This is a genomic window from Paraburkholderia sp. GAS199 (genome assembly GCF_050436585.1).
In the GTDB taxonomy this organism is placed as follows: Bacteria; Pseudomonadota; Gammaproteobacteria; order Burkholderiales; family Burkholderiaceae; genus Paraburkholderia.
Genome location: NZ_JBNDMM010000001.1, coordinates 531,573 through 554,511 on the forward strand (window position 1 = coordinate 531,573; position 22,939 = coordinate 554,511).

A 22,939-nucleotide genomic window follows, 5' to 3' on the forward strand; every position below is an offset into this window, starting at 1 on the left:
CCGGGGCGCTCTCGCCCATGTCCATTCGAAGTTCAATTCACTGCCCCTAAATCACTCATCCAAAGAGGCGAGCATCATGATCAAGCGAACGACACAAGCCGTCAGCTTTGCTGGCGCAATCATGTTGATGACGACAACGGCGGCCGTTGCCGATTCCGTAGTCTCGATCGGGCACGTGGCGCCCCTAACCGGCGGCTCCGCGCACATGGGCAAAGACAACGAAAATGGAGCCCGTCTCGCGGTCGAGGAAATCAACGCAAGGGGTTTGATGATCGGCGGTCAGAAAGTGACGCTACAGCTCGATGCTCAGGACGACGCGGCCGATCCGCGCACGGCGACGCAAGTCGCACAGAAACTGGTCGACGATAAAGTGGTTGCAGTGATTGGTCACATGAACTCGGGGACGTCTATTCCCGCGTCTCGCATCTATAGCGACGCCGGCATCGTGCAGATCTCGCCGTCGGCAACGAACCCGGCCTATACGCAGCAGGGATTCAAGACGACGTACCGCGTCGTTGCGACCGATGCGCAACAAGGTCCGGCTTTGGCTAACTACGCAGCAAGTGGTCTCAAAGTGAAGAGCGTGGCGATCGTCGATGATTCGACCGCTTACGGCCAGGGTCTGGCAAACGAATTTGAAAAGACCGCCAAATCGCTGGGTCTGAACGTGATGTCGCACGACGCCACCAATGACAAGGCCGTCGACTTCCGCGCAATTCTGACGAAGATCAAGGGCGAAAACCCGGACGCGATCATGTACGGCGGTATGGACGCAACCGGCGGCCCATTCGCCAAACAGGCGAGGCAACTCGGACTACGAGCCAAGGTGCTGGGTGGAGACGGCCTCTGCTCTGAAAAACTCTCCGAACTGGCTGGCGACGCCGCGCAGAATGTCATCTGCTCTCAAGCCGGCATGGCCATCGAGCGGATGGCCGAGGGCAAAAACTTCGAGGCAAAATACTTGAAACGGTTCGGCGCACCCATCCAGATCTACGCGCCGTTCACGTACGACGCGGTGTACATCATCGTCGACGCGATGAAGCGTGCCGACTCGACCGCGCCAGCAAAGATTCTTGCTGCGATGCCGAACACCGACTATACGGGGATGATTGGTGAAACCAGCTTCGACTCCAAGGGCGATCTGAAGCATGGGGTGGTTTCTCTCTACACATTCCGGTCAAGCAAAAAGACCTTGCTGGATGTCGTGAAGATGTAACCCCTCCATCAAAGCTCCAGCACGATAACCGACGAACGCGCCCGCGAAACACACACGCAAATCGCGTTGTTTGCGGCGCGTTCGCTCTTCGACAGATACCGGTCCCGGTGATCCGGCTCGCCTTCGAGCACCGGCGTCACGCACATACCGCATTCGCCGCGCTTGCAGTCGTGCAGCGGTTCGACACCGGCAGCGATCAGCGCGTCGAGCATGGTTTGTCCCGCGTCGACGTGCACCGTCATTCCGCTCAAGCTCAACTCGACATCGAATGGCTGATCGTTCGGGTGCGCCAACGCGCCTTCGAACAGTTCGACGTGCACGCGCGCGTCGGGCCAGCCAGCGGAGCGCGCCGCCTCGACCACCTCGTTGATCATTGCGAGAGGACCGCACACGTAGAGACGTGCGCCCGCACGCGGTGAAGCGAGCACGTCACTCAACTTCGCACGCAGGGCGTTCGGGCGACCACCGTGTAAGGTGCAATGCGGTCCAAGCGCCGCAACTTCATCCGCGAAGGCCGAGTTCGCAGGATCTTTCGACGCATAGTGCAGCGCAAAAGGCAGTCCATCGCGAGTCAGCCGTCGCGCCATCGACAGAATCGGCGTGATGCCGATACCGCCAGCAATCAGCAGATGACCGCCTTCCGCTGCTTCGAGCGCGAACGCATTGCGCAGCTCGGCGTCTACAGGCACGCCAGGTTGCAATGCATGCATCCACGACGAACCGACTCCACCAGCGCGCGCCAGCACGGCTACCTCGTAGATATGGCTCGCCTCGCCGCTGCCTGTCAGCGAATACTCGCGATGCAGCGGCGTACCAGGTATCGCGAAAGAGAGATGTGCGCCGGGCGTAAATACCGGCAACAACGCACCGTCTTCCGCACGCAATGCGATCAGCCGCACGTTGTCGGCCAATACCTCGTTCCTCTCGACAATCAGCTTCATTTACAGACCTTGTTCGACAATGAGGTTAAGACGGCGCGCGATCGCGAGAAGGCGTCGTTCCTGGTGCGGTTTGCCGATCAACTGCAGGCCGACCGGCAGACCGTTCGGTCCACGCATGCCCGGCACGTTGACACACGGCAAGCCGAGCAGCGTCCACGAACGGCACAGCACCGGATCGCCGGTAGCGCCGAGTCCGACCGGTGCTTCGCCGGGTGCGGCAAGCGTCAAAACGGCATCGACATCGCGCGTTAGCAGGCCAAACTGAGAGAGCGCGCGTTCGGCCAGCGCGAGCGACGCGTCGTACTCGTCACGCGGCGTTTGCTGACCTGCTTCGATCAGCGCGGCAAACGGCCCGCTCAGCTGCTCGCGGTGATTGCGCCATTCCCGATCGAACGCTTGTGCGGCTTCATACGCTTGCACGCACTTTTGCGCGTCGATAAGACCGTGCATGTCGGACGACGCGTTGATCTTGACGATAGACACGCCCGCGCGAGAAAGACGTGCGAGCGCCTGATTGAACGTCGTCTGCGTCGATGCTTCGATCGGGCTTTGCTCGTACTCGGGAAGAATGGCAATCGACAGCGCCACCGCATCGATATCCGTCAATGCGTCGAACCGTTCGCCTGCGAGTGCCGCGCGCATCAGTTCGAGATCGTCCGCGGACCGTGAAAGCCAGCCGAGCGTATCGAGCGAGGGCGCCATGGCTTTCGCGCCATTCAGGCTGAATTCGCCGTGCGTTGGCTTCAAAGCAAAGACCCCGCAATACGACGCGGGGCGGATCAGCGACCCCGCTGTTTGCGAGCCGAACGCTAACGGCACCATGCCCGCCGCCACGGCCGCGGCCGATCCGCTAGACGAACCGCCCGGCGTACGCCGCACATCGTGAGGATTCGCGGTCGGACCCGGCGTGAAGTAAGCGAATTCGGTGGTCACGGTCTTGCCGGTGACGAGCGCACCTGCTGCTCGCACCCGCTCTACACAGGTGGCGTCCGCTGCCCGCACACCATGCGCGTAGATCGGCGAGCCGTACCGGGTGGGAAAGTCATGCGTCGCGAAGATGTCCTTCACGCCGACCGGCACGCCCGCGAGCACGGCATCACGTAGCGAGGACGCCTGCTGTTGGGCCGCCGCGCGGCGAGCCGACTGCGTATCGAGTGCGCGCCACGCCTGAACGTGCGACTCACACGCGTCAATCCGTGCGTCGATGCGATCGAACACCGCGTCGATCGTGAGCGATCCGCCGGTCAGTCCCTGACGGATCGCCACCGCGGTCAGCGGTGCAAGGTCGTAGTAGGAAGTCATGTTTCGATTGGGGTCCATTCAAATTCTTCGGCCGACGCGCTTTCGCCGCCGTTTGTCGTGTTCAACGTGTCGCGTAGGCTCACATAGCGAGTCCAGATATCCGTGCGCGTGATCGCGTCGAACGCAGTGGCGGCTTCAAGTGCGACTGTTGCGTCGCGTATCGGCGACCAGTCGACGGCCATCAGCGCAAGTTGCTTCGAGAAAAAGCGATGTTGTTGCATCTCGTCGAAGATCAATTGACGCACACCATCCACGACACCGATTCGTGCATGACGTCGCGCGCAAATCGTCGACGCGCCTGCATATCGACCACCAGCGAGGTCGAGCACGACATCCGCGCCGCCATGCTCACGCATGACTTCCGGCCACCCAGTGCTGATCGTCGTGGCTTCTACTGAGCCCATAAAGATCGTGCGGCGCGCGTGGTCGGCGGTATCACATATGGCCAGTACATCGGCTTCGAGCGACGCTGCGAGCAGGCACGCCAGCATCCCGGCCGGCGTATGCGCGTCGTGGATCAACACGGCGTCGCGCGCCTCGACCTTCAGGCGTCGCACGAGCGCCATATAAATTTTCGGCCAGCAGGCAGGCAAACACAGTGCGTCGCGCAACGGCAAATGCGCAGGCACGCGCAGCGCATGACGTGGCATACGATCGGGCCTTACGGGCACTCCATCGCGGAGCGGCACGGTAAAAGCGATGCGCTCGCCATCTACTCGAGTCCCCAATCGCACGACAACCGGCGCGCGCATCGCGCCGTCGAGCATCACGCTCTCGCCCACCGCATACGCGCCGTTAAGCCAGTCATTCTGCGAGGTGGTTGCCCAATCATCGATCACACATGTATCCTCATGTCAGCCATCCGCTTCGTCTTCGTGGCAAGCGCTCTATTTGCAGGCCCGCCCGATCCGCTCCGCTATGAATCTGCCCAAACCCGAACACGACGAACTGGCTGACGGCCCCATCCGCGCCCCGGATTTTTCTTTGCGCCAACTGTCGTACTTTCTTGCTGCCGCACAACATCAATCGGTGCAAAAGGCTGCGGGGGTTCTGCACGTATCGTCGCCCGCGGTGTCGGCGGCCATCGCGCATCTCGAAGGCACGCTCGGCGTCACGCTCTTCAAACGCCAACACGCGCGGGGCCTGATTCTTACCGAAGCGGGCAGTGCCTTCGCGGTGCAATGCCGGGCGTTTCTGCAGAACGCCAACGATCTGCTGCAACCCGGCTCGCTCGATCGCAGCGCGCTGCGCGGACAAGTGAAAGTCGGCTGCCTCACCACGTTTGCGCCGCTCGTCATTCCCTCACTGCTCAACACAGTGCGTGAAGACATCCCCAATGCAAAACTCACTTGGACCGAAGGCCATCACGAATACCTGATCGAAGGGCTGCGCACCGGCACACTCGATCTCGCGGTGCTCTACGACTTCGAGATTCCATCCGGTATTCAGGTGATGACACTGCGCAGCGCGCCCTTGCAGGTGGTGTTGCCTCCGCAGCACGCGCTTACCGCGCGTACCCGCATTTCCACGGCCGACATCAATACCGAGCCGTTCATCCTGCTCGATCTGCCGCGCACGCGTGAATACATGTTGTCGGCATTCAGTTCGCACGGCGTATTGCCACGTATCGCGCATTCGGTGACTTCGCTGAACATGCTGTTCGGCCTCGTCGCGGCAGGGCACGGATTTTCGCTGCTCAACTTCTGTCCGCCTTATACCGTGCCCGGCATCGGCCGCATCGTCTCGCGTCCGTTCGAATCGCTGGTGCGTCAACCTAATATCGTCGTAGCGTACTCGTACCGCTATCACTATCCGCGCGTGGCTGCAGCCATCGTCGAGCGCATTGCGTCGATCATCGAAACGCTGACGATCGAGTCGCCCTGATCAGCGCGGCGCGATAGGCGCAGCGTTCGTCACGCCGCGGGCATTTCCATCCACGACTCCGAAAACGCCAGAAACGCCGAGCTTTTCTTGCCGCCGTCGAAGTTACGCGTGGTCACTTTGCCCGCCAGCATGCGGCCGTTCACTTCGATGCTCGCGTCCGCTGCGTCGATAAAGAGGCTGTACATCTCGTGCTTCTGGGTCGGTCCTTTTTCGGCAGGCATATCGACCGCGTACGGTGTGCCAAGCTGATTCCAGGTCATCACGACTTCCAGATCGCCCGACACCAGGATTTCCTGGTAACGCGAGCGCGTATCGCCAACCGAGCGCGAATCCGTGAGCGGCAGATACTGGATCGCCGCCGTGCCCGGCGAGACGCGGAAAGCCGCGAATTTGCCGAAGAAGTGCTCCATCAGGTAGCGCGCTAGCGCTTCGTTATCGGCAATGCACACGTTGCACGCTTCAGGCAGGCTCGCGGCCACGCCGGGTTTTTCCAGCAGCAACACGCCCTTGCCCATGCCATACGGCGAGTAGTTGATCTTGTAGTACGCGGCGAGACTGGTCCAATCGCCGTCGTCAGTTTCTTTCAGATAGATGCCGGGGTTGTCGCCGGTCCACGCAACCGTGCCGGGATGAACGGGTTGATTCATGTTCGTTATGCCTTCTGGAAAGACGTTGTCGAATGCTGATTAGACGGTGCTGCCGGTGAGCGACTGCGCGTAATCTTCGATACGTTCGCGCACCTGCTCGTCGCGATCGTTCATTTCGTGGTGTTCGCCGTGTACCACGATGCCCGTAATCGTCTTGCCGACTTCGCGAATGAAAGCGGTGTCGTCGTCGCGCGGCGCGGCGGTAATCACGGTGTCGTGCGCATAAGTGGGCGTCGCGCCGTTACTACGCAGCGGCGACACCGCAGGCCGGCCGCCTTCCGCAACCTTTTTGCTCTCACGCTTGAGCAACTGACGCAACATCGCCACGCCGCGATCACAGCGCGTGAGATTTTCGAGCGCGTGTACGGCGATCGGACGCTGCGAAACCTGTGCGTCGTAATCGCCCGGCATGCGCTGCCGGTCTTCGTAAGGGCGCTCGCCGTTCTGGCCGAAGAAATCCACCGACTCCACGCCGCACAAACTTTCGTCGGCAATGCCGCGCGGGTCCGCGTCCGGATGGAAGTGACGCCATCCGATGATGCGGCACGTCTGGTTGTCGATGGGCGTAGTCCAGCGCGTGATCGCCACGCGCGCGAAACTCTTTTCGTCCTGGCCGTCTTCCCAGATGTGACCGACCTGCGCGAGATTCGGCAGAATGATGTCATTCGAGCGTACCCACACCTTGTCTTTCCAGCGGCGTGTGGTGACGTAAATCATGCCGGCAGGCGTCGGCACGAAATCCATTTCCGGCAACTCGCCCCACGCTTCGGCAAACTGCGTAAAGCTGATGCGCGTATGCAGGAAAACAGCGTGCGCCGGGTCCATCACGTTTTCGTGCACCTGCAGCCAGTTGCACGGATACGTAATGCAGTACGGCACGAGCCGGTCGTCTTCGATATCGTAGGTATCGAAGACCGGAAACTCCGGCTTGTGTTCGGGCGGCCCGAAGTAACCAAAGATGATGCCGCGATATTCATGCAACGGATACGCGCCATGACACACGTTGAACCGCAACTGCGATTCCGGCGGATCGCCCGGCGTTTCGAGAATGGTGCCGTCCACGCCGAAGAGCCAGCCGTGATAGCAGCAGCGCAAACCTTCATCCTCACAGATGCCGAATTCCAGCGACGTACCGCGATGACTGCAGTGTTTTTCAAGCAGCCCTGGCTTGCCGTTTTTCGCGCGAAACAGCACGAGATCTTCGCCGAACATGCGCACCGCTTTCGGCAGTCCGTCGAGTTCGGCGGAGAGCGCAACCGGCTGCCAGAAACGGCGCAGGTATTCGCCCATCGGCGTGCCTTTTTCGACGTGCGTGACCTCGATGTTTTCAACGGGTTGACGCTCCCGCTCGTAAGCCGAGTAGGGCTTGATCAGGATGGTTTTCTGGGTCATGGCTTCACTCTGCGTATGATGTTCTATGACGATGCTAACGACGCCGTCCGCCCGGCGACATTCAAAAATAACGCCGCTCGCTAAGGATTTTCTGATTCGTATCGCTCGGTCTTTGCACCGCGTCGTTCAGATTCCAGCGCGGCGAATTCCGCCAGACAGGTCGCGCCCTGAAAGTGACCGAACGCAGACGTACCGATGCCGCGCGCAATGGAGCTGGCGGCATCGGCGCTCAATTTCGACGTGACGCCCGCCGCTTCGGCGAGCAACTGAATGCCCGCCGACCGTTCGATCAGGACGAACCACCACAAGGCTTCTTCGACGCTACGACCCACCGTCAGCGGACCGTGGTTGCGCAGCAAGGCGGCCTTGCGCGAGCCCAGCGCGCGTGCAATGCGTTCGCCCTCGTCCATGTCCACGACGAGGCCGCTGTCTTCCACGTACACGCAGTGATCGTCGTAAAGCGCGCAGACATCCTGATTGATGGGGTCGAGCGGCCGATTCAGCGCACACCACGCCGTGGCATGTTCCGGATGACCATGCACCACGCACGCAACATCGGGACGTGTGCGATGAATCTGCGCGTGGATCGCGAATGCCGCCGCGTTGATCGTTCGTCCTTCGAGTACCGCGCCGTCGTGCGAGACGAGCGAAAGGTCATCGGCGCGCATCAAGCCATAGCCCACACCGAACGGATTGACCCAGAAGCAGTCACTGCGTATCGGGTCGCGAATCGAAAGATGTCCGGACACGCCGATATTCATGCGTAGCGACGCGAGATAGCGGAATGCGCAGGCGGCTGTTTGCCTGACCCGTTCACGTTGTGCGACCGGATCGGCTTGCGTTTCGTTCGCGGCGTCGGCGGACGATGCAGGTGACACCGGCGCGAACACAAAAGGATTGCGGTCCATGGGCGGCGAAGTGGCTGCAATTAGAGAACGGATAAAAGGACGCGCTTAATGCGCGAGCTTGAACTTGCCCTGCTCCACCGTCAGCATCTCCACGCTTTCCGCGCGCGTGCCGAAATGGTCTTGTGGGCCGTAGGTATAGCGCGCCGTGACGCCGACATAGTCCTTGACGTTCTCGACCGCATTGCGAATCGCGTCGGGTTTGTCGCCTGCGGTGCGGATCGCATCCATCAGCAACATCGCCGCGTCGTAGCCGTTACCGGCGAAAGTGGCAGGCAGATGGCCGTATTTCGCCTGATATGCCGCGGAGAACGATGTGAGCACCTTCTTTTGCGGATCGGAATCGGGCAACTCGTTCGCCACGTAAATCTTCGACGACGGCAGCAGCACGCCATTTGCCGAATCACCGGCAAGCCGCAGGAAGTTGAAGTCGTTTGCGGCGTGTGTTAGATAAAGCGGGCCTTTGATACCGAGCGCGCGATAGTTTCGCGTCGCGATGGCGAGGCCCGGACCGGTCGCCCAGATCACCGTGGCTTGTGCGTCCGTACCGCGAATTTTTGTCAACTGCGGCGTCATGTCGGTGTCGCCGTTGCCAAAGCTCTCGTTGTCCACCAGCGTGATGCCTTCGTCTTTCACGAGTTTTTCGAGGCTGTCACTCGCACTGGTGCCGAATGCGACATCGGAGTGCAGCATGGCGATCTTCGTGATGCCACGCTTTTTCATGTCCTTGAGCATCACGCCTTCCACGACGACATCGGTGAGCGGCACGAGGAAAACGTATTTTCGACGGTCTGTCGGCATCACGATGCCGCGCGTTGCGCCGATGCCGATCATCGGAACCTTGGCGCGCTCCACGGCGTCTGCAATCGCGAAGTTCGACCCGCTGCTCGACGGCCCGATGATCGCGACCACGTTTTCCTGCGTGGTGAGCCGCTTGAGTGCCGACACGCTCTTGGTGTTGTCGCTCTCCGTGTTGACATTGACGAGGCTCACCTTGCGACCTTTGATACCGCCCGCCGCGTTGACCTGATCGACCGCGAGCTGCGCGCCTTCGAGCGCGGGCTGACCGAGCGACGCGATGAAGCCCGATGTCTCAAGCAGGCCGCCGATCTTGATATCGTCCTCGGCGAGCGCCGCGCGACAGATCCCCAAACTGATCAGGATACCGAAAGCAATACGTTGCGTGCGTTTCATGGGTGTAGTCCGTTATTGTGGTTTCAGATGAATAGAGCAGTGAGCGCTTCGTCGAACAGGGCCTGCGGAGCCGTCCAGATGCCGCCGCCGATGCGCCCGAGCCGTCCGTTCGAATCGAGCACGCCGAGCGCGACCGCGGGCTGCAACCCGCTTCCGACGACGCTGCGTGCATTCAGGCCAACCCTTGTCGTTGCGCTAGTGAACGCGGGATGGGGCACGCCGAGCACGACCTCGTTCAGCAACGCGGGGGCGGCTTGCATGAATGCGCCGAGGTTCTGCTGCTGGGCGTCCGATCGATGCATGCACATCGCGCCGAGTCCAAGTGCTTCGACAACGGCGCTGTCGCCAATGGCGGGCAATCCATCGGCTGCGCTCAGGCCTGCATCAAAGCGTCCGACGGGCGTGGTGGCGGCGATCGTGAACCAGCGCTCCGGCGCGTGCGCAAGGCGAAATCCCGCGCGCCGCCCATTCGCGCCCATCGACGTAACGATCGCGCTGCCGCTGACCTGTTCCGCCGCGCTCAGCATGCAGCGCGACGCGGCCATCCACGTGTTGAGGAAGAAACCTGGCGACGTGTCGAGAAAGCGTTGGACGGCGTCGTCGTCGAAAGCGCCGTGTGCGGCGAAGCGCTCTACGATCAGGCGCGTGCCCTCGATGGTACGGCCGTGACAGTCGTCGCCCAGCGCGAGCGCAGCATCGGCAATGCCGGCGAGATCGATAGGCGCGGCGAGGCCCTCGCCGATCGCGTCCGCCAGCGGTCCGTTGATCCAGTGCAGATGCGCGACCACGCGTGGGTCGTCCATGCCGAGGCGGATCGCCAGACCGCTGCCGCCGCTCAGCGCAGCGTGTGTCGTGCGCCCACGTCCCGCCGCGTCGGCGACGACCTGCACGTACTGACCGGGCGACAGCACAGCTGCGAGCGGCACGACGCAATCGTGCTCCTGCGCGGGCGCCAGCAGGATTTCACGCGCACGAATCGCGTCGATGGCGGCGTCGAAGGTCGGCATCCATCCTTCGAATACCGCCGCATGCGCAGCGGAATGGAGGATCGGCGCGGGCGGTGTGTCGTCGCCGAGCGGAGGACCGGCGTGCAGCAGCGTGCGGTCCGGCCACTGGATCGCGTCGCGCGCGCGCACCAGCGCATGCAGCGTGGGACGGCTCGTGGCGATCGCATCGAGCGCGATGCGATCAGCGTCCGCGTGTGAAGCCGAAATGGACGACGAAGTGACCGGAGTCATATCGGAAGGACGCGCCATTACGCGGCCTCGCATGCGGTGGGATCCTGCCAGCCGAGATAGGCCTCGCCGATGTCGGGCGACGCGAGCAGCGCGGCGGCGTCGCCTTCGAGCGCGATCCGGCCATTGACCAGCACGTAGCCGCGATCGGCCACCTGGAGCGCGGAATGCGCGTTCTGCTCGACCAGCAACACGGTGATGCCGCGCTCGGCCAGTCGCGGCAAAGATTCGAGAATCTCGCGCGTAACCTGCGGCGCAAGTCCGAACGACGGCTCGTCGAGCATCAGCAGTTGCGGCCGGCTCATCAGCGCGCGGCCGATGGCGAGCATCTGACCTTCGCCGCCGGACAGCGTCCCCGCCTGCTGGTCGATGCGTTCTTTCAGACGCGGAAAGAACGCGAGCACGTCGTCCATGGTGTCGGTCATCGCGCGCGCAACCTCACGGCGCGGCCGGAACAGGTTGACGAGACCCGCGCCGCGCAAACCGGTGTACGCGCCCATGCGCAGGTTGTCGCGCACACTCAGCGTGCCGAATAGCTGGCGCCCTTCGGGCGCGAGCGCGATGCCAGCCGCGGTGCGGCGCTCCATCGGCAGACGGGCGATAGACGCACCGCCGAACGAGACCTCGCCGGAAACGGGCGTGACGAGACCGGCAATCGCCTTGAGCAGACTCGATTTGCCCGCGCCGTTTGCGCCGATCAGCGTGACGATTTCACCGCGTCGTGCCGACAGCGATACATCGACGAGCGCGTCCGACTGACCGTAGCGCACGCTGAGCCGGTCGAGCGTGAGCAGTGGCGCGTCGGTGCGTGCCTCGGCGCCTGGCGCGCGCGTGCTTCGCGCGGCGCGCACGTCGGTATTGCCGAGATAGGCGGCGACCACTGCCGGATCGCGGCGCACGGTTTCCGGATCGCCCTTGGCCAGCACCGCGCCGTGATTGAGCACGACCAGCCGGTCGGCGAGACTGCTGACGAAGGCGAGATCGTGTTCGACGAACAGCACGGTGATGCCGCGCTCGCGGATACGGCGGATCGCTTCGGCCAGCAGCTTTTTCTCGTCGGTGGTGAGGCCGGCGGCGGGTTCGTCGAGCAGGATCAGTTCGGCGTCGCTGCCGAGCGCACGGGCCACGGCGACGAGTCGTTGCTGCCCGGCCGTCAGCGTCGCCGCGGGACGGTCGGCGAGCGAGCGCAGGCCGACCAGATCGAGCATCGTCGCGGCGTGGCTGCGCAACGCATCGAGTGTCTTCGCGGTGGCGAACGGGTTCGTCAAGCCTTGCAACATGCCGGACGGTCGGCGCGCCACACCGGCGGTCGCGACATTGTCGAGCACGGACATGCCGGTCAACATTTCAGCCGCCTGGAAAGTGCGCGCGAGGCCGAGCCGGTTGACCGCGTCGGGCGCGAGTCCGCTGATCGTGCGGTCCTTGAAGCGCACTTCGCCGCTTTGCGGTGCGATATAGCTCGACAGCACATTGAGCAAGGTCGATTTGCCGGCGCCGTTCGGGCCGATCAGCGCGAGAATCTCGCCGCGCCGCACGTCGAAGCTCACGTCGGAGAGCGCCTGCAATCCGCCGAAGCGGACCGACACGCCACTCACGTCGAGCAGCACGGCCGGAGAGGTCGGGGAAACGGTGGCGTTCATAGTGACTCCTTGTCGCGCAGCACGTCGCCGGGCACGAGTGCACGCAGCGCGACGCGGGCGCGCAGTCGCCGCAGTTGACCGGCAAGCATCGCCGCAAGGCCGTCGCGCATGAAGATCATCACGCTCACCAGCAGCACGCCGTAGATCACCACGTCGAGACGTCCGAACGGCTTGAGCCATTCGCTGACGATCACGACCACGAAAGTGCCGAACAGCACGTTCCACACACCGGCCGCGCCGCCAAGTGCCACGATCAGCAGCAGCTTGATCGAGAAGCTGACATTGAATGGGTCCGGGCTGATGTAGCCCATCCAGTACGAGTACAGCGCGCCGCCGAGTCCAGCGTAGGCGCCGCTCAGCGCCATCACCTTACGCTTGACGCGCGCCGCGTCGATGCCGAGCGAGACCGCCACGCGTTCGCTTTCGCTGACTGTGCGCATTGCGAGTCCCATCGGCGAAGAAGCGAGGTTGTGCGCCATGGCGAGTCCGAGTGCGCATAGCAGCCACGCGAGGACGTAGACCGCCTGGTCAGACGCGAGACTGAGCGGCCCGATCGCGAGCGACGGAATCCCTGCGATGCCGTCAGGACCGCCCGTCACGCTGCGCCATTGCACCAGCACGATATGCACGATCAACGCGAGCGCGAGCGTCGCCATGGCGAGGTGATGGCCCTTGAGACGGAACACGATCCAGCCGATGCACCAGGCGATCAGGGCCGAGCCGAGCGTCGCCGCGACGACGCCGAGCCACGGATCGAGCCCGAGCGTTTGCGTGAGCCACGCCGCGAGGTACGCGCCGAACGCAACGAACGCGCCGTGTCCAAGTGAAATCTGGCCGGTGTAGCCCATCAGCATCGACAGACCGATGGCGGGGATCGCGTAGATCGCGCAGACGACCAGCAGATTGACGACGTACGCATTGCTGGCGGCGAGCGCGACGGCCAGCGCCGCCAGTAGAATCAGAATGGCTTTCATGTGCGCGCGCCTCCGAATTCGCCGAGCATGCCGCCCGGACGTACCAGCAGGAACACGAGCAACAGCACGTAAGCGATGGCGTCCTTCATGCCCGAACTGAGGTAGCCCGAGCAGAGCGCTTCCAGCACACCGAGCAGCAGGCCGCCAACAGCTGCGCCGAGCGGATTACCGAAACCGCCGATGATGCAGGCGACGAAACCCTTGATGCCGAGCGGCGTGCCGCTGTCGTATTGCATCAGCGCGATCGGCGCGATGATCACACCCGCCACGCCACCGACGAAGCCGGACAGCAGAAAGCCGATGCCGCGCATCGAACGCGTCGGAATGCCCATCAGGCCGGCTGCGTCACGATTCATCGCGCAGGCGCGAAATGCCTTGCCGAGATAGGTGCGCGTGAGGAACAGATAAAGGCCGGCCATCAGCACGACCGTCGTGCCGAACACCCAGAGCGCCTGACGCGGCACCGACACGCCGCCGAGATTCAGCGAGCCCGAGCCCGAGAAGGCGGGCAACGGTTGCGCGTCCGTGCCCCAGGCCAGCGCGGCGAGGCCCTGCGCCACGATACCGATGCCGATCGTGATGATGATGCCACGCGTCACGTCGTTGCCGATCGGCCGGATCGCGATACGCTCGATCCCAACGTTGACGAGCGCGACGAAGGCCACGGCAATAACCAGCGCGACGACGAGCGGCACACCGAACGCGATCATGCTGGCAGCCGCGAGCGCCGCCAGCATCGAGGTCTCGCCCTGCGCGAAATTGACGATGTGGGTTGCGTTATAGACCGCCGTGAAGCCGATCGCGACCAATCCGTAAATGCAGCCGACCACGAGACCGGAGACGAGATACTGGATGAGTTCGGTCATGCGGCGCCTCTCGTCGGAGGCAGTGCGCGCCATACGATGCCGCGCGCAGTAGGGGGAGGGGTGAGCATCGCCTGTCCTCAGTCATTCGGGGTTTCGTCATATGATCCGCACGCAACGTCGCGGATCGATGGACTGAATGTAGAAGCCCCAAAAACCGGGAACAAATCAGAACAGAATTCAGTTGCTTCCGTTTTTCAGAAGCAGCACGAAAGCAGTGCGCGTGTGCACCGGAAGTTTTCTATAACAAGGGTTATTGGCAAGCTGAGCGTTTCAGGCGCGCGATCGAAGTGCGCGTTTCATACCGGCATCGATCGATCGCGCACCCATTCCGCCTACCCAATCGTCAAAGCCGCCATCGCCGACCAGTCACGATCGCCCCAGCCCGCATCGACAGTTGCGGCCATCTGCCCATGCACGGCTGCGAGCATCGGCAAGGAGCGGCCGGCCTGCCCGGCGGCTTCGGTGGCAAGGCGCAGGTCCTTCAAACCGAGCGAAGCCTTGAAGCCGGGCTCGTACTGACCTGCCGCGATAATCGCCGAATAAACCTGATACGAGCGGCTGCCGAACAGCGTGTTCAGAATCAGGTCAAAAAACGACTCGCGAGCGAGCCCGTTGGCTTCGGTCAGCACCACGGCTTCGGCCATCGCTTCGATGGCCATGGTGATCATCATGTTGCAGGCAATCTTCGCTGCGTTCGCTGCCGGCGCATCGGCGCCCATGTCCCAGACCCGCTTGCCCAATGCGTCGAACACGGGCCCGAGCGTGGCCGTTGCATGCGGAGCGCCGCCGACGAGGATGTTCAGTTCGCCCTTCGCGGCCACATCGGGACGCCCGAGGACTGGCGCCGACACATAATCGATGCCCGCGGCCGCGTGCAGTGCAACGAGTTCGTGCGCGAACGCCACGGAGATCGTCGACATGACGACGTGGATCAGGCCCGGCTTCATCGCGCTGAGCACACCCGGTTCGAGCAGTACCGAACGGATCACGCTGTCGTCGGACAGCATGGTCAGCACCGCGTCGCCCTGGCACGCATCGGCCGGCGATGCCACCATCGTCACGCCGTCCACCGGGCTGCCCGAACGGTTCCATGCCTTAACGGAATGCCCCGCTTTCACGAGATTGCGCGCCATCGCCTGGCCCATTGCGCCGAGGCCAATCATGCCGATATTCATTGCACTTTTCCTTGTGAAGGTTGAGCGGTTCGGGACGCTGGAGCTTCATGCGCGGTTTCTGTCTTCAGCGTGAGCCATTCGAGCACCGGCGCCAGGGCGTCGTCCGAGTTCTTCTCATAGATCAGGCCGTGACCGTTTCCGCGCACGCCGTGGTCCGCGAGACTCATCAGTTCGGCGGACGCGCCGCATGCGTTCAGAAACGCGGCCGTCGGCGGACTGGCGGCCGCAAACGCGGACGCTTCGGCTGTCACGATGAGGATCGGCAAGTCGGCCAACGCCGGCAGTGCGTACTTGCCTGCCGGTGCGTGCCGCACTTCGTCGGGCGTCGCCGCAGCCGGTTCGAAACGCAACGGCGCCGCCGTGGGACCACAGCGCATCGCGCCGATGTTCGGAATGTCGGCAAACGGCGGTCCCATCGGTTCGATCGCGGCAATCGCCTTGACGAGATGCGGACGACGGTCGGCGACGAGCCACCCGTCCGGCCCCGAAGCGGAATGCGTAATCAGAATCGCGGGACCGATGCGGTCGAGCAACTCCGCCGTCCGGTCGGCATCCATCGTCTCGGAGGCTTCGAGGTCGGCAGGCAACGGACCGTACCCCGCGATGAATTCATCCATGGCCGGCGCGTCGTGCGCGGCAAACGGCCATTGCGTGTGACGCGGATCGTCGCCGGGAAAATAGATCTGCCGCCCGCCCTCGTAGGAAAACGGCGGTCCCATCTTGCCCATGGTGTCGACGTGATACGGCGAGCGCCCATGCCCAGGCCGATCGACGACGAGCACCGCATAGCCCGCCTCCACCAGACGCTGCGCCCATCCGGGACGTCCGTCCGGCGTATCGAACCATTCGGTTCCCTGAAAACCGCCGCCGTGCATCAAGACCACGGGCCAGCGCCGCGTGACGTGCTCGGGCGCTTCCCATTCCACGTACATCGGTCCACGCTGATACGTCCTGTCGCCGATCTCGACGCGCTCGCCGGGAACCCAGAAGTGCCCGCGTCGAACGGTGCGCGCTCGCGTCGTGGTCCACGGGGCAAAGGTCTGACTCATCATGGTGTCCTTCTCAGAGTGACACCGCGCGCACGCGTCGCGGCGCGATGTCGGTGAAATTGGGAACGTCGGCCATGACTGTGGGCGCTTCCGGCGAGGCGAACGCGGCATCGACGGCGGCCTGATCGCGGAACCGGCATTCGCACAAGGCAAGTGTTCCGTCTTGCTGACCCGCCGGGAAAAACGCGGTGACCGCTTCGAGGCCGTAGCGCGACCAACTCGTCATCACGAGCGGCAGATGGCGATCCACATACCAGTCGCGATCGAAACGCGCGTTCGCCGCGCCTGAGTAGGTGACGTAGATCGTCACGGGCGATGTGCTTTCCTGTGTCATGCGTGCCTCGTCGTTCATGCGCCGAAGCCGCCGTCGATGGTATGCATCGCGCCCGTGATGCCGCGCGCGGGCGGCGACGCGAGATACAAGACGAGGCTTGCGACTTCGTCGGCGGTGCCGTGTCTGCGTATCGCCATTTCGTCGTGCATCTGCTGGGCGAGCGGGCCGTCGGCCGGATTCATGTCCGTGTCGGTTGGGCCGGGTTGCACGAGGTTGACTGTGATGTGGCGCGCACCGAAATCGCGGGCGAGCCCTCGCGTGAGGCCTTGCAGGGCCGATTTGCTCATGCCGTACGCGGTGATGCCGGCGAACGGCATTCTGTCGCCGTGCACCGATCCGATTGCGATGATCCGGCCACCATCGACCATGCGCCGCGCCGCCTCGACCGACCCGTGATACGCCCCTCGCACGTTCACGTCGATCAGCCGGTCGGCCGCGTCCGGGTCGAGCGTCAGCGGATCGCCGACGCCGAGAAGCCCCGCGTTGTAGACGAAAACATCCAGCGCACCCGCTTCCCGGATCGACGCGAGAAGCGCGTCGCGATCCGCGGCGTCGGCCTGAATCGCGATGGCGCCGGTCGCTTCTGCAAGTGCTTCGGCTGCGTCGCGCGACCCTGCGTAGGTGAAGCGCACCGCCGCACCGGCCGCCGCAAACGATGCGACGATCGCCGCCCCGATGCCCCGGCTGCCGCCGATCACCATCACCGATTTGCCACGAATCTGCGATCCCTCAGGAACCGTCATATCGGCCTCCTTGAATTAAATTAGTGACCACTATAAAATTACAGAAACGACAGCGCAAGGAATTTTTGTAGTGATCACTAATTTAAAATCGGAATCGAAGCCGGGGCGCGGCCGCCCGCGCGTGTTCGACCCTGAAGCGGCTTTGGCCGTGGGACAAAGTCTGTTCCATGCGGCCGGCTACGAAGGCGTCGGGTTGAGCGCGCTAACCGACGCGCTCGGGATCAAGCCGCCCAGTTTCTACATGGCGTTCGGCAGCAAGGCGGCGTTCTTCGAGCGTGTTCTGGAACGTTACGCGCGCACCGAGATCGCATTGGCCGACATATTGCGCCCCGGTCGGCCACCCGCCGAGGCGCTGGCCGATCTGCTCGGCCGCGCGGCCCGAACTTACGCGCGCGACCCCGAGCGTCCGGGTTGCCTCGTTCTGGAAGCGGCACGCGGACATGGTGAAAGCGAAAGCGCCATATTGGCGCGCCGAACCGCCGAAGGCCGGCGCGCGCAGGTTAAAGCTTTTATCGCCGCTACCCATCCGAAACGCGCCGCCGTCGTGACGGATTTCGTATCGACGGTTATGTCGGGTCTGTCGGCCAGCGCACGCGAAGGCATGAGCGAAGCGCGGCTGGTGAAGGTCGCGCAGGCGGCGTCGGCGAGTCTGGAGGCGCTGCTGGATTGAGGGCGCGGGGTTCGTGGCTGAGGCGCTGAGCCACCTACGTCCGAATCGGGCAATGCTTGCCGGCGGCAAAAAGTCCGTTCGGTGCAGGACACAGCGGTTCGCGCGATTTGCGGGAGGTCGGATAATAGAGTGACGACCTCTCGAGGTGCTGACGCCATGGCCAAAGTCGAAGACAGACTCGCGCGTTTCTATGCCTTTTCCGACGGCATTTTTGCTGTCATCATCACCGTGATGGTTCTGGCGTTCAAACCGCCTACAGGTCACGATTTTCGCGCGTTATCCGGCTTGTGGCCCGATCTGATCAGCTACGCGGTAAGTTACGCGTTCATCGCAGTGGTCTGGTTAAACCATCATGCGGTACTGCGGAACGCGCAGCAATTGACCGGCACCTTGGCCCTCGCCAATTTCGCCAATCTTTTCGCCATTTCCTTCATTCCCTTCACCACGGCGTGGCTCGCCGAAAGCGAGCTGGCGAGCTTTCCGCTGACGTTCTACGCGCTGGTCTTTCTTCTCGTGCAGGGCACCTACATGGTCTTGATGTGGGAAAGCTTTTCTCATCTGCCTGACGACGGCGATCCGCGTGCGCGAAAGTGGCAATGGTTTCGGGCCTGGGTCATGTTGGGAGTATTTTTTGTCTGCACAGCCGGAGTATTCATTCCGCCCGTGCTACGGCTCATTTTGCTGGCGTCGTTTCTCATTCTTTACTGCCGCCCCGACCCGTTCCGTCGCGCGAGATCGACTGCACGAGATTGACACGGCGAGCCAGCGCCATCGAACCGCTAGCTGGAACCCACCTCTTCTAGCAGCCATTCCTTGAAAGCCTGCACCGGCGCATGCTGTTCGCTTTCTTTTCTGTGCACGAGGTAGTACGCCAACTCGCAACTCTGGACATGGTCGAACGGTTTGACGAGGCGTCCCTCTGCCAGATCGCGCTCGACCAGCGTCGTTCGTCCGAGCGCGACGCCGTTGCCCGAAATAGCCGTCTGAAAAGCCATTGCGGAATCGTTCAGTTGCAGGCCGCGATCCGTCTCGATCGCGTCACGATAGCCCGCGTGCAGGAGCCACGAGCGCCATGTGGGAAAGACGCCGACCCCGCTCATCGACGTGTCGTGAATCAATGCATGATTCTTCAGGTCGGACGGCTGCTTCAACGCGTTCGGACCGGCCACGAGCGCCGGACTGCAAACCGGGAAGAATTCGTCGCGCAACAGAAACGTGGCCGTGAGATCCGGCCACACGCCAGCGCCGTATCGAATACCCACATCGATTCGCGCAGAAGTGAAATCGACGAGTTGGCCGCCCGTTTCAATTCGCAGATCGTAATAAGGATGCCGGCGCTGAAAGCGATCGACGCGCCATAGCAGCCACTTTTCAGCGAACGCGGGTGGAACGGTCACCGTGAAGACGATGCGAGATTTGCTCGCTTTCAGCCTCTCCACGGCGTTCGAAACAAGATCGAATCCACCTTGCAGATCAGGGAGCGCGGCACGCGCGGCGTCCGTGAGCGATAGTCGCGATGGCCCCGAACTGGAGCGGTGAAACAGCTCGATGTCCAGATAGGCTTCCAGGCCGCGAATGAGCTGCCCGATTGCCGCGGGCGTCACATTCAACTCCGCGGCGGCAGCGGTGTAGCTCAGGTGTCTGGCAACCGCTTCGAAGGCACGCAGGGCGTTCAGGTTGTTCGGTGCTCTCATCGCTCGAGGTTCAGCCGAGTTGGGTGCTCGCGGAAAAGGCCTCCCGATATGCAAACAACCCCGGTAGTCCGCCGGTCATGAGGAACAGTACGTTCTGGTCACGCCGATAGCGCCCGGCCTCGATATCGGCCAGCAATCCGGCAAACGCCTTGCCGCCGTACACGGGGTCGACAAACAGTCCTTCGGTCGATGCCAGCATTCTCACGGCGGCGACCATGCCCGGCGTGGGAATGCCGTAGCCGGAGCCGAGGGAATCGCCGGACAGGTTCAGATCGTCAGCTGCGATTTCGCACTCGGGCCGGACAAGGCGCAAAGTCTGATTTGCTTTTTCCAGTGTAATTTCGTGCGACCGATCGACAGGGCTGAGCACCGCATGAGCGCGAATCCGCGAAGGCGCGCCGCCGAGTAGAACTTCGCCTGCGACGAGCCCGGCGTGCGTGCCGCCGCTGCCATTCGGCACGACGATTTCATCGAACGTCACGCCGATCTCGTCCTGTTGAACGCGAATCTCCCACGCGCACCTTGCGTACGCCAGGCACCCGACCGGACTCGATCCCCCAAGCGGACACACATAGACGACGCGACCTTCGGCACGCAATGCCTCCGCGCGATGGTTTGCGAATTGCTGAACGTCCGACGCACCCGGCAAATCGTGCACCACGATACCGAGCAGATCGTTGAGCAAGGTATTGCCGTTGTCGACGTAGTCGGCGTCCGTGCGGTTCACCGCCCGATTCAGAACGAGTTCGCATTGCAAGCCCGCTTTCACCGCGGCAGCCGCCGTGAGGCGCGCATGATTCGATTGCCTTGCGCCGACGGTAATGACAGTGTCCGCTTTCTGGCTGAATGCCTCGCCGAACAGAATCTCGAGCTTGCGCAGCTTGTTGCCGCCCATGCCCAGCCCCGTCAGATCATCCCGCTTGACGTAGATGTTGACCTTCAATTTCTCGCTGAGCCGGGCGAGCCGCTGTATCGGCGTGCGGCCTTCCATCAGGCGATAAGTGGGGAGGCCGCAATCGCCGTCCCAGGAGAGTTGGTTTTCCATCACGATACCTGGCAGTTTGTCGTTGAGTTCGTTGCGCGATGGGACGATCCGCACACGCCATCCATTGAACCACGCCTGTCAGATTTGCGTCAGTCCACCATCGACAACCAGTTCCGCCCCCGTTACGAACGCAGCGTCGTCGCTGGCGAGAAACAGCGCGGCTGTCGCGACTTCACGCGCTTCGCCGAAACGCTTCAAAGGAACGGCGGCTTGAATCGCCAAGCCGGCAGCGGCCAGATCCTTCTCGGACAAGCCGAGTTTTTCATGAAACGGCGTCGCAATCGGACCGGGGCTGACCGCATTGACACGAATGCCGCGCGGCGCGAGTTCCGCGCCAAGCGACCGGACGAGCGAACGCGTCGCCGCCTTCGTGGCTGACAGAATCGACAAACCGGGGGTGCCGACTTCGTTCAGAAACGACGTCGTCACGACGATCGACGATCCGTGTGACAGATGCGGCGCTGCTGCCTGAATCGTGGAGAATACACCGTTGAAGTTGAGCGCGAATTGTTCGCTGATCTGCTCAGGCGTGACGGCTTCGAGTGGCGCAGCCGTCCCCGCACCCGCATTCGCGAAGATCACGTCGATGCGGCCGAATGTTTCGACAACATCCGCAACCGCTTTGTCGATCTGCGCAGGATCGCGCAAATCGACCGACAGGGTAAGAGCGTTTTCGCCGAGAACGGCGACGGCGTGTTGCAGCCGTTCGGCGTTCGTGCCGGTCACGATGACCGTGGCACCTTCGCTCTGGAAAAGCCTCGCAGCTTCGAGGCCGATGCCCGAGGTGCCTCCGGTGATCAGGGCAATTTTGTTCGTAAGCTTCATGACAGACTCCTCGATGTGTGTGACGGATCGGAAACTTCCAACGGCATTGCGTCGCCGGTAGACACACTATCGTTGCTGCCATCGCCGCCGACAAATCAGAAGAACTTGTCGGGTCGAGAAGAAAATCTACGCTGCACACTGCGCCGCCCGCCACCCCTCAAAACGTCTTCAACATACCCAACTGAATACCGCGCACCGACGCGCCCGGATACGCAACCGGCAGCCCCGTGACGTTGACGCCACGCAAGGTCGACGTCCCGTTGGCCCGGTTGCTGAGCCACGCGAGACTGCAATAGAACGACAACTGCGGCGACGCCGCATAGTCGGTGATCACGCTGTACTGCGACGCGTTGCCGTTCCTGCCCGAAAGATCCTGCAGGTACGCCCAGCCACCGCCGACCCACCACTGGTGAGACAGGTCGTATCGCGTGCTTGCCGACACGCCACGTCCTTTATACGGCGAGGTTCCCCCGACATAGTTGAAGTACGACAGATACACGTGACTGCGGCCGACATGCACCGATGCACCCGCCAGATTGGCGGCCAGCGCGTTGACGCCATGCACCGACTGATGCGCATACGACGCCGCGAAAATCCCATTGCGGTAATTGACGGTTTCGTAGTGACCGGCAATGCCGTTGCCACTGCCGTCGGCAGGATCGCGAAGCGGTAGCATCACCGTGAAGCGCAGACCGTGGATGTCCGGCGACATATAGGTCAGTGCGCTGTTCACATAAGGCGTGATCTTCGACAGATTGTTCAGGCCGGAGGCAATCGTGCCCGCACCGAACGCATCCAGTTGACCTTTGAAGGGAATGTAGATCGGCGAATACTGTCGGCCGACGCGCACCTGTCCAAAATCGCCCTGCAAGCCGACCCAGGCTTGCCGGTTGAACAAGGTGCCGGCGGTCGACAACGTACCATCCGCCGAGTTGAAGCCATTCTCCAGGTCGAAAATGACGTCGAGATGGTTGCCCAGACTTTCCGATCCGCGCAGACCGACTCGCGAGCCGCGATAGGCCCCCGAGTCCATCCGTTCGGTCCAGCCGTTGCTGGGGTTGGTGACTTCGATACTGGTGTCCAGTACGCCGTAAAGCAGAACGCGGTCTTCGGCCTGCGCGAGCACACCATGCGTGACGAGAATCAACGCAAGGGCGCTCGCGCAATGCCCGACAGCGGTTCGACGCTGTGTCGTGGGCATGGTCGGA

Annotated in this window: 22 protein-coding genes and 1 pseudogene; 4 read left to right on the top strand and 19 right to left on the bottom strand. The window is 62.7% G+C overall.

Going from position 1 to position 22,939, the window contains the following annotated elements; genetic code table 11:
• Nucleotides 1-136: 136 nt before the first annotated feature.
• Nucleotides 137-1,216: pseudogene (locus P3T18_RS02270) on the top strand (branched-chain amino acid ABC transporter substrate-binding protein); the annotation flags it as partial.
• Nucleotides 1,217-1,224: 8 nt separating this feature from the next.
• Here P3T18_RS02270 and P3T18_RS02275 read toward each other — a convergent pair.
• From P3T18_RS02275 to P3T18_RS02285, 3 genes are read right to left on the bottom strand one after another with little or no spacing between them, the layout of a single operon-like run.
• Nucleotides 1,225-2,157 carry a PDR/VanB family oxidoreductase gene (locus P3T18_RS02275; protein ID WP_429298283.1) on the bottom strand — a complete coding sequence of 311 codons (933 nt, stop codon included), beginning with the start codon at nt 2,155-2,157 and terminating at the stop codon, nt 1,225-1,227.
• The gene (locus P3T18_RS02280) at nt 2,158-3,459 is read right to left on the bottom strand and encodes an amidase (protein WP_429298284.1); all 1,302 of its coding nucleotides are present in this window, start codon (nt 3,457-3,459) and stop codon (nt 2,158-2,160) included.
• The gene (locus P3T18_RS02285) at nt 3,456-4,298 is read right to left on the bottom strand and encodes a hypothetical protein (protein WP_429298285.1); all 843 of its coding nucleotides are present in this window, start codon (nt 4,296-4,298) and stop codon (nt 3,456-3,458) included. The genes P3T18_RS02280 and P3T18_RS02285 overlap by 4 nt, the downstream gene beginning before the upstream one ends.
• A gap of 79 nt (nt 4,299-4,377) precedes the next feature.
• Here P3T18_RS02285 and P3T18_RS02290 point away from each other — a divergent pair, with 79 nt between their 5' ends.
• Entirely contained in the window at nt 4,378-5,343 is a 966-nt protein-coding gene (locus P3T18_RS02290; protein WP_429298286.1) for a LysR family transcriptional regulator, read from the top strand.
• 29 nt (nt 5,344-5,372) lie between these two features.
• Here the strand turns inward: P3T18_RS02290 and P3T18_RS02295 are convergent, their stop codons facing one another.
• From P3T18_RS02295 to bdcA, 12 genes are all read right to left on the bottom strand, one after another.
• A complete protein-coding gene (locus tag P3T18_RS02295; RefSeq protein ID WP_429298287.1) occupies nt 5,373-5,990 on the bottom strand; it encodes a hypothetical protein in 618 nt (205 codons plus the stop codon).
• A 39-nt stretch (nt 5,991-6,029) separates the two neighbouring features.
• Nucleotides 6,030-7,382 (bottom strand): Rieske 2Fe-2S domain-containing protein, encoded by a 1,353-nt coding sequence (locus P3T18_RS02300; RefSeq protein ID WP_429298288.1) that lies wholly within the window; start codon nt 7,380-7,382, stop codon nt 6,030-6,032.
• 80 nt (nt 7,383-7,462) lie between these two features.
• Nucleotides 7,463-8,290, bottom strand: coding sequence for a class II aldolase/adducin family protein (locus tag P3T18_RS02305; protein WP_429298289.1), 828 nt, complete (start codon nt 8,288-8,290; stop codon nt 7,463-7,465).
• A gap of 45 nt (nt 8,291-8,335) precedes the next feature.
• Entirely contained in the window at nt 8,336-9,481 is a 1,146-nt protein-coding gene (locus P3T18_RS02310; protein WP_429298290.1) for an ABC transporter substrate-binding protein, read from the bottom strand.
• A 23-nt stretch (nt 9,482-9,504) separates the two neighbouring features.
• Nucleotides 9,505-10,752, bottom strand: a complete 1,248-nt coding sequence (locus tag P3T18_RS02315; protein ID WP_429298291.1) for a DUF1116 domain-containing protein — start codon at nt 10,750-10,752, stop codon at nt 9,505-9,507.
• Nucleotides 10,737-12,356 (bottom strand): ATP-binding cassette domain-containing protein, encoded by a 1,620-nt coding sequence (locus P3T18_RS02320; protein ID WP_429298292.1) that lies wholly within the window; start codon nt 12,354-12,356, stop codon nt 10,737-10,739. The genes P3T18_RS02315 and P3T18_RS02320 overlap by 16 nt, the downstream gene beginning before the upstream one ends.
• Complete coding sequence (locus P3T18_RS02325; protein WP_429298293.1) at nt 12,353-13,330, bottom strand: branched-chain amino acid ABC transporter permease; 978 nt, start codon at nt 13,328-13,330, stop codon at nt 12,353-12,355. Before P3T18_RS02325 ends, P3T18_RS02320 begins: the two co-directional genes overlap by 4 nt.
• Entirely contained in the window at nt 13,327-14,196 is an 870-nt protein-coding gene (locus tag P3T18_RS02330; protein ID WP_429298294.1) for a branched-chain amino acid ABC transporter permease, read from the bottom strand. Before P3T18_RS02330 ends, P3T18_RS02325 begins: the two co-directional genes overlap by 4 nt.
• A gap of 332 nt (nt 14,197-14,528) precedes the next feature.
• A complete protein-coding gene (locus P3T18_RS02335) occupies nt 14,529-15,371 on the bottom strand; it encodes an NAD(P)-dependent oxidoreductase (protein ID WP_429298295.1) in 843 nt (280 codons plus the stop codon).
• Nucleotides 15,368-16,423: an alpha/beta hydrolase gene (locus tag P3T18_RS02340; RefSeq protein ID WP_429298296.1), complete on the bottom strand. Its 1,056-nt coding sequence runs from the start codon at nt 16,421-16,423 to the stop codon at nt 15,368-15,370. Before P3T18_RS02340 ends, P3T18_RS02335 begins: the two co-directional genes overlap by 4 nt.
• A gap of 10 nt (nt 16,424-16,433) precedes the next feature.
• Entirely contained in the window at nt 16,434-16,754 is a 321-nt protein-coding gene (locus P3T18_RS02345; protein WP_429298297.1) for an EthD family reductase, read from the bottom strand.
• A gap of 14 nt (nt 16,755-16,768) precedes the next feature.
• Nucleotides 16,769-17,497, bottom strand: a complete 729-nt coding sequence (gene bdcA, locus P3T18_RS02350) for an SDR family oxidoreductase (protein WP_429298298.1) — start codon at nt 17,495-17,497, stop codon at nt 16,769-16,771.
• A 70-nt stretch (nt 17,498-17,567) separates the two neighbouring features.
• On the opposite strand from bdcA, the gene P3T18_RS02355 reads away from it, so the two are divergent.
• Nucleotides 17,568-18,167, top strand: a complete 600-nt coding sequence (locus P3T18_RS02355) for a TetR/AcrR family transcriptional regulator (protein WP_429298299.1) — start codon at nt 17,568-17,570, stop codon at nt 18,165-18,167.
• 156 nt (nt 18,168-18,323) lie between these two features.
• A complete protein-coding gene (locus P3T18_RS02360; protein ID WP_429298300.1) occupies nt 18,324-18,920 on the top strand; it encodes a TMEM175 family protein in 597 nt (198 codons plus the stop codon).
• 26 nt (nt 18,921-18,946) lie between these two features.
• On the opposite strand, the gene gcvA is transcribed toward P3T18_RS02360, so the two are convergent.
• The 4 genes from gcvA to P3T18_RS02380 form a co-directional block, all read right to left on the bottom strand.
• Nucleotides 18,947-19,861 (bottom strand): transcriptional regulator GcvA, encoded by a 915-nt coding sequence (gcvA, locus tag P3T18_RS02365; RefSeq protein WP_429298301.1) that lies wholly within the window; start codon nt 19,859-19,861, stop codon nt 18,947-18,949.
• 10 nt (nt 19,862-19,871) lie between these two features.
• Nucleotides 19,872-20,960 (bottom strand): D-cysteine desulfhydrase family protein, encoded by a 1,089-nt coding sequence (locus tag P3T18_RS02370; RefSeq protein ID WP_429298302.1) that lies wholly within the window; start codon nt 20,958-20,960, stop codon nt 19,872-19,874.
• 24 nt (nt 20,961-20,984) lie between these two features.
• On the bottom strand, nt 20,985-21,731 hold the full coding sequence (locus P3T18_RS02375) for an SDR family oxidoreductase (RefSeq protein ID WP_429298303.1): 747 nt from the start codon (nt 21,729-21,731) through the stop codon (nt 20,985-20,987).
• 157 nt (nt 21,732-21,888) lie between these two features.
• Nucleotides 21,889-22,932 carry a porin gene (locus P3T18_RS02380; protein WP_429298304.1) on the bottom strand — a complete coding sequence of 348 codons (1,044 nt, stop codon included), beginning with the start codon at nt 22,930-22,932 and terminating at the stop codon, nt 21,889-21,891.
• Nucleotides 22,933-22,939: the final 7 nt, after the last annotated feature.

Coding starts and splice junctions, on each gene's coding strand:
- P3T18_RS02275 (WP_429298283.1), bottom strand. CDS start 2,157: ATGAAGCTGATTGTCGAGAGGAACGAGGTATTGGCCGACAACGTGCGG.
- P3T18_RS02280 (WP_429298284.1), bottom strand. CDS start 3,459: ATGACTTCCTACTACGACCTTGCACCGCTGACCGCGGTGGCGATCCGT.
- P3T18_RS02290 (WP_429298286.1), top strand. CDS start 4,378: ATGAATCTGCCCAAACCCGAACACGACGAACTGGCTGACGGCCCCATC.
- P3T18_RS02295 (WP_429298287.1), bottom strand. CDS start 5,990: ATGAATCAACCCGTTCATCCCGGCACGGTTGCGTGGACCGGCGACAAC.
- P3T18_RS02300 (WP_429298288.1), bottom strand. CDS start 7,382: ATGACCCAGAAAACCATCCTGATCAAGCCCTACTCGGCTTACGAGCGG.
- P3T18_RS02305 (WP_429298289.1), bottom strand. CDS start 8,290: ATGGACCGCAATCCTTTTGTGTTCGCGCCGGTGTCACCTGCATCGTCC.
- P3T18_RS02310 (WP_429298290.1), bottom strand. CDS start 9,481: ATGAAACGCACGCAACGTATTGCTTTCGGTATCCTGATCAGTTTGGGG.
- P3T18_RS02315 (WP_429298291.1), bottom strand. CDS start 10,752: ATGCGAGGCCGCGTAATGGCGCGTCCTTCCGATATGACTCCGGTCACT.
- P3T18_RS02320 (WP_429298292.1), bottom strand. CDS start 12,356: ATGAACGCCACCGTTTCCCCGACCTCTCCGGCCGTGCTGCTCGACGTG.
- P3T18_RS02325 (WP_429298293.1), bottom strand. CDS start 13,330: ATGAAAGCCATTCTGATTCTACTGGCGGCGCTGGCCGTCGCGCTCGCC.
- P3T18_RS02330 (WP_429298294.1), bottom strand. CDS start 14,196: ATGACCGAACTCATCCAGTATCTCGTCTCCGGTCTCGTGGTCGGCTGC.
- P3T18_RS02335 (WP_429298295.1), bottom strand. CDS start 15,371: ATGAATATCGGCATGATTGGCCTCGGCGCAATGGGCCAGGCGATGGCG.
- P3T18_RS02340 (WP_429298296.1), bottom strand. CDS start 16,423: ATGATGAGTCAGACCTTTGCCCCGTGGACCACGACGCGAGCGCGCACC.
- P3T18_RS02345 (WP_429298297.1), bottom strand. CDS start 16,754: ATGACACAGGAAAGCACATCGCCCGTGACGATCTACGTCACCTACTCA.
- bdcA (WP_429298298.1), bottom strand. CDS start 17,497: ATGACGGTTCCTGAGGGATCGCAGATTCGTGGCAAATCGGTGATGGTG.
- P3T18_RS02360 (WP_429298300.1), top strand. CDS start 18,324: ATGGCCAAAGTCGAAGACAGACTCGCGCGTTTCTATGCCTTTTCCGAC.
- gcvA (WP_429298301.1), bottom strand. CDS start 19,861: ATGAGAGCACCGAACAACCTGAACGCCCTGCGTGCCTTCGAAGCGGTT.
- P3T18_RS02375 (WP_429298303.1), bottom strand. CDS start 21,731: ATGAAGCTTACGAACAAAATTGCCCTGATCACCGGAGGCACCTCGGGC.
- P3T18_RS02380 (WP_429298304.1), bottom strand. CDS start 22,932: ATGCCCACGACACAGCGTCGAACCGCTGTCGGGCATTGCGCGAGCGCC.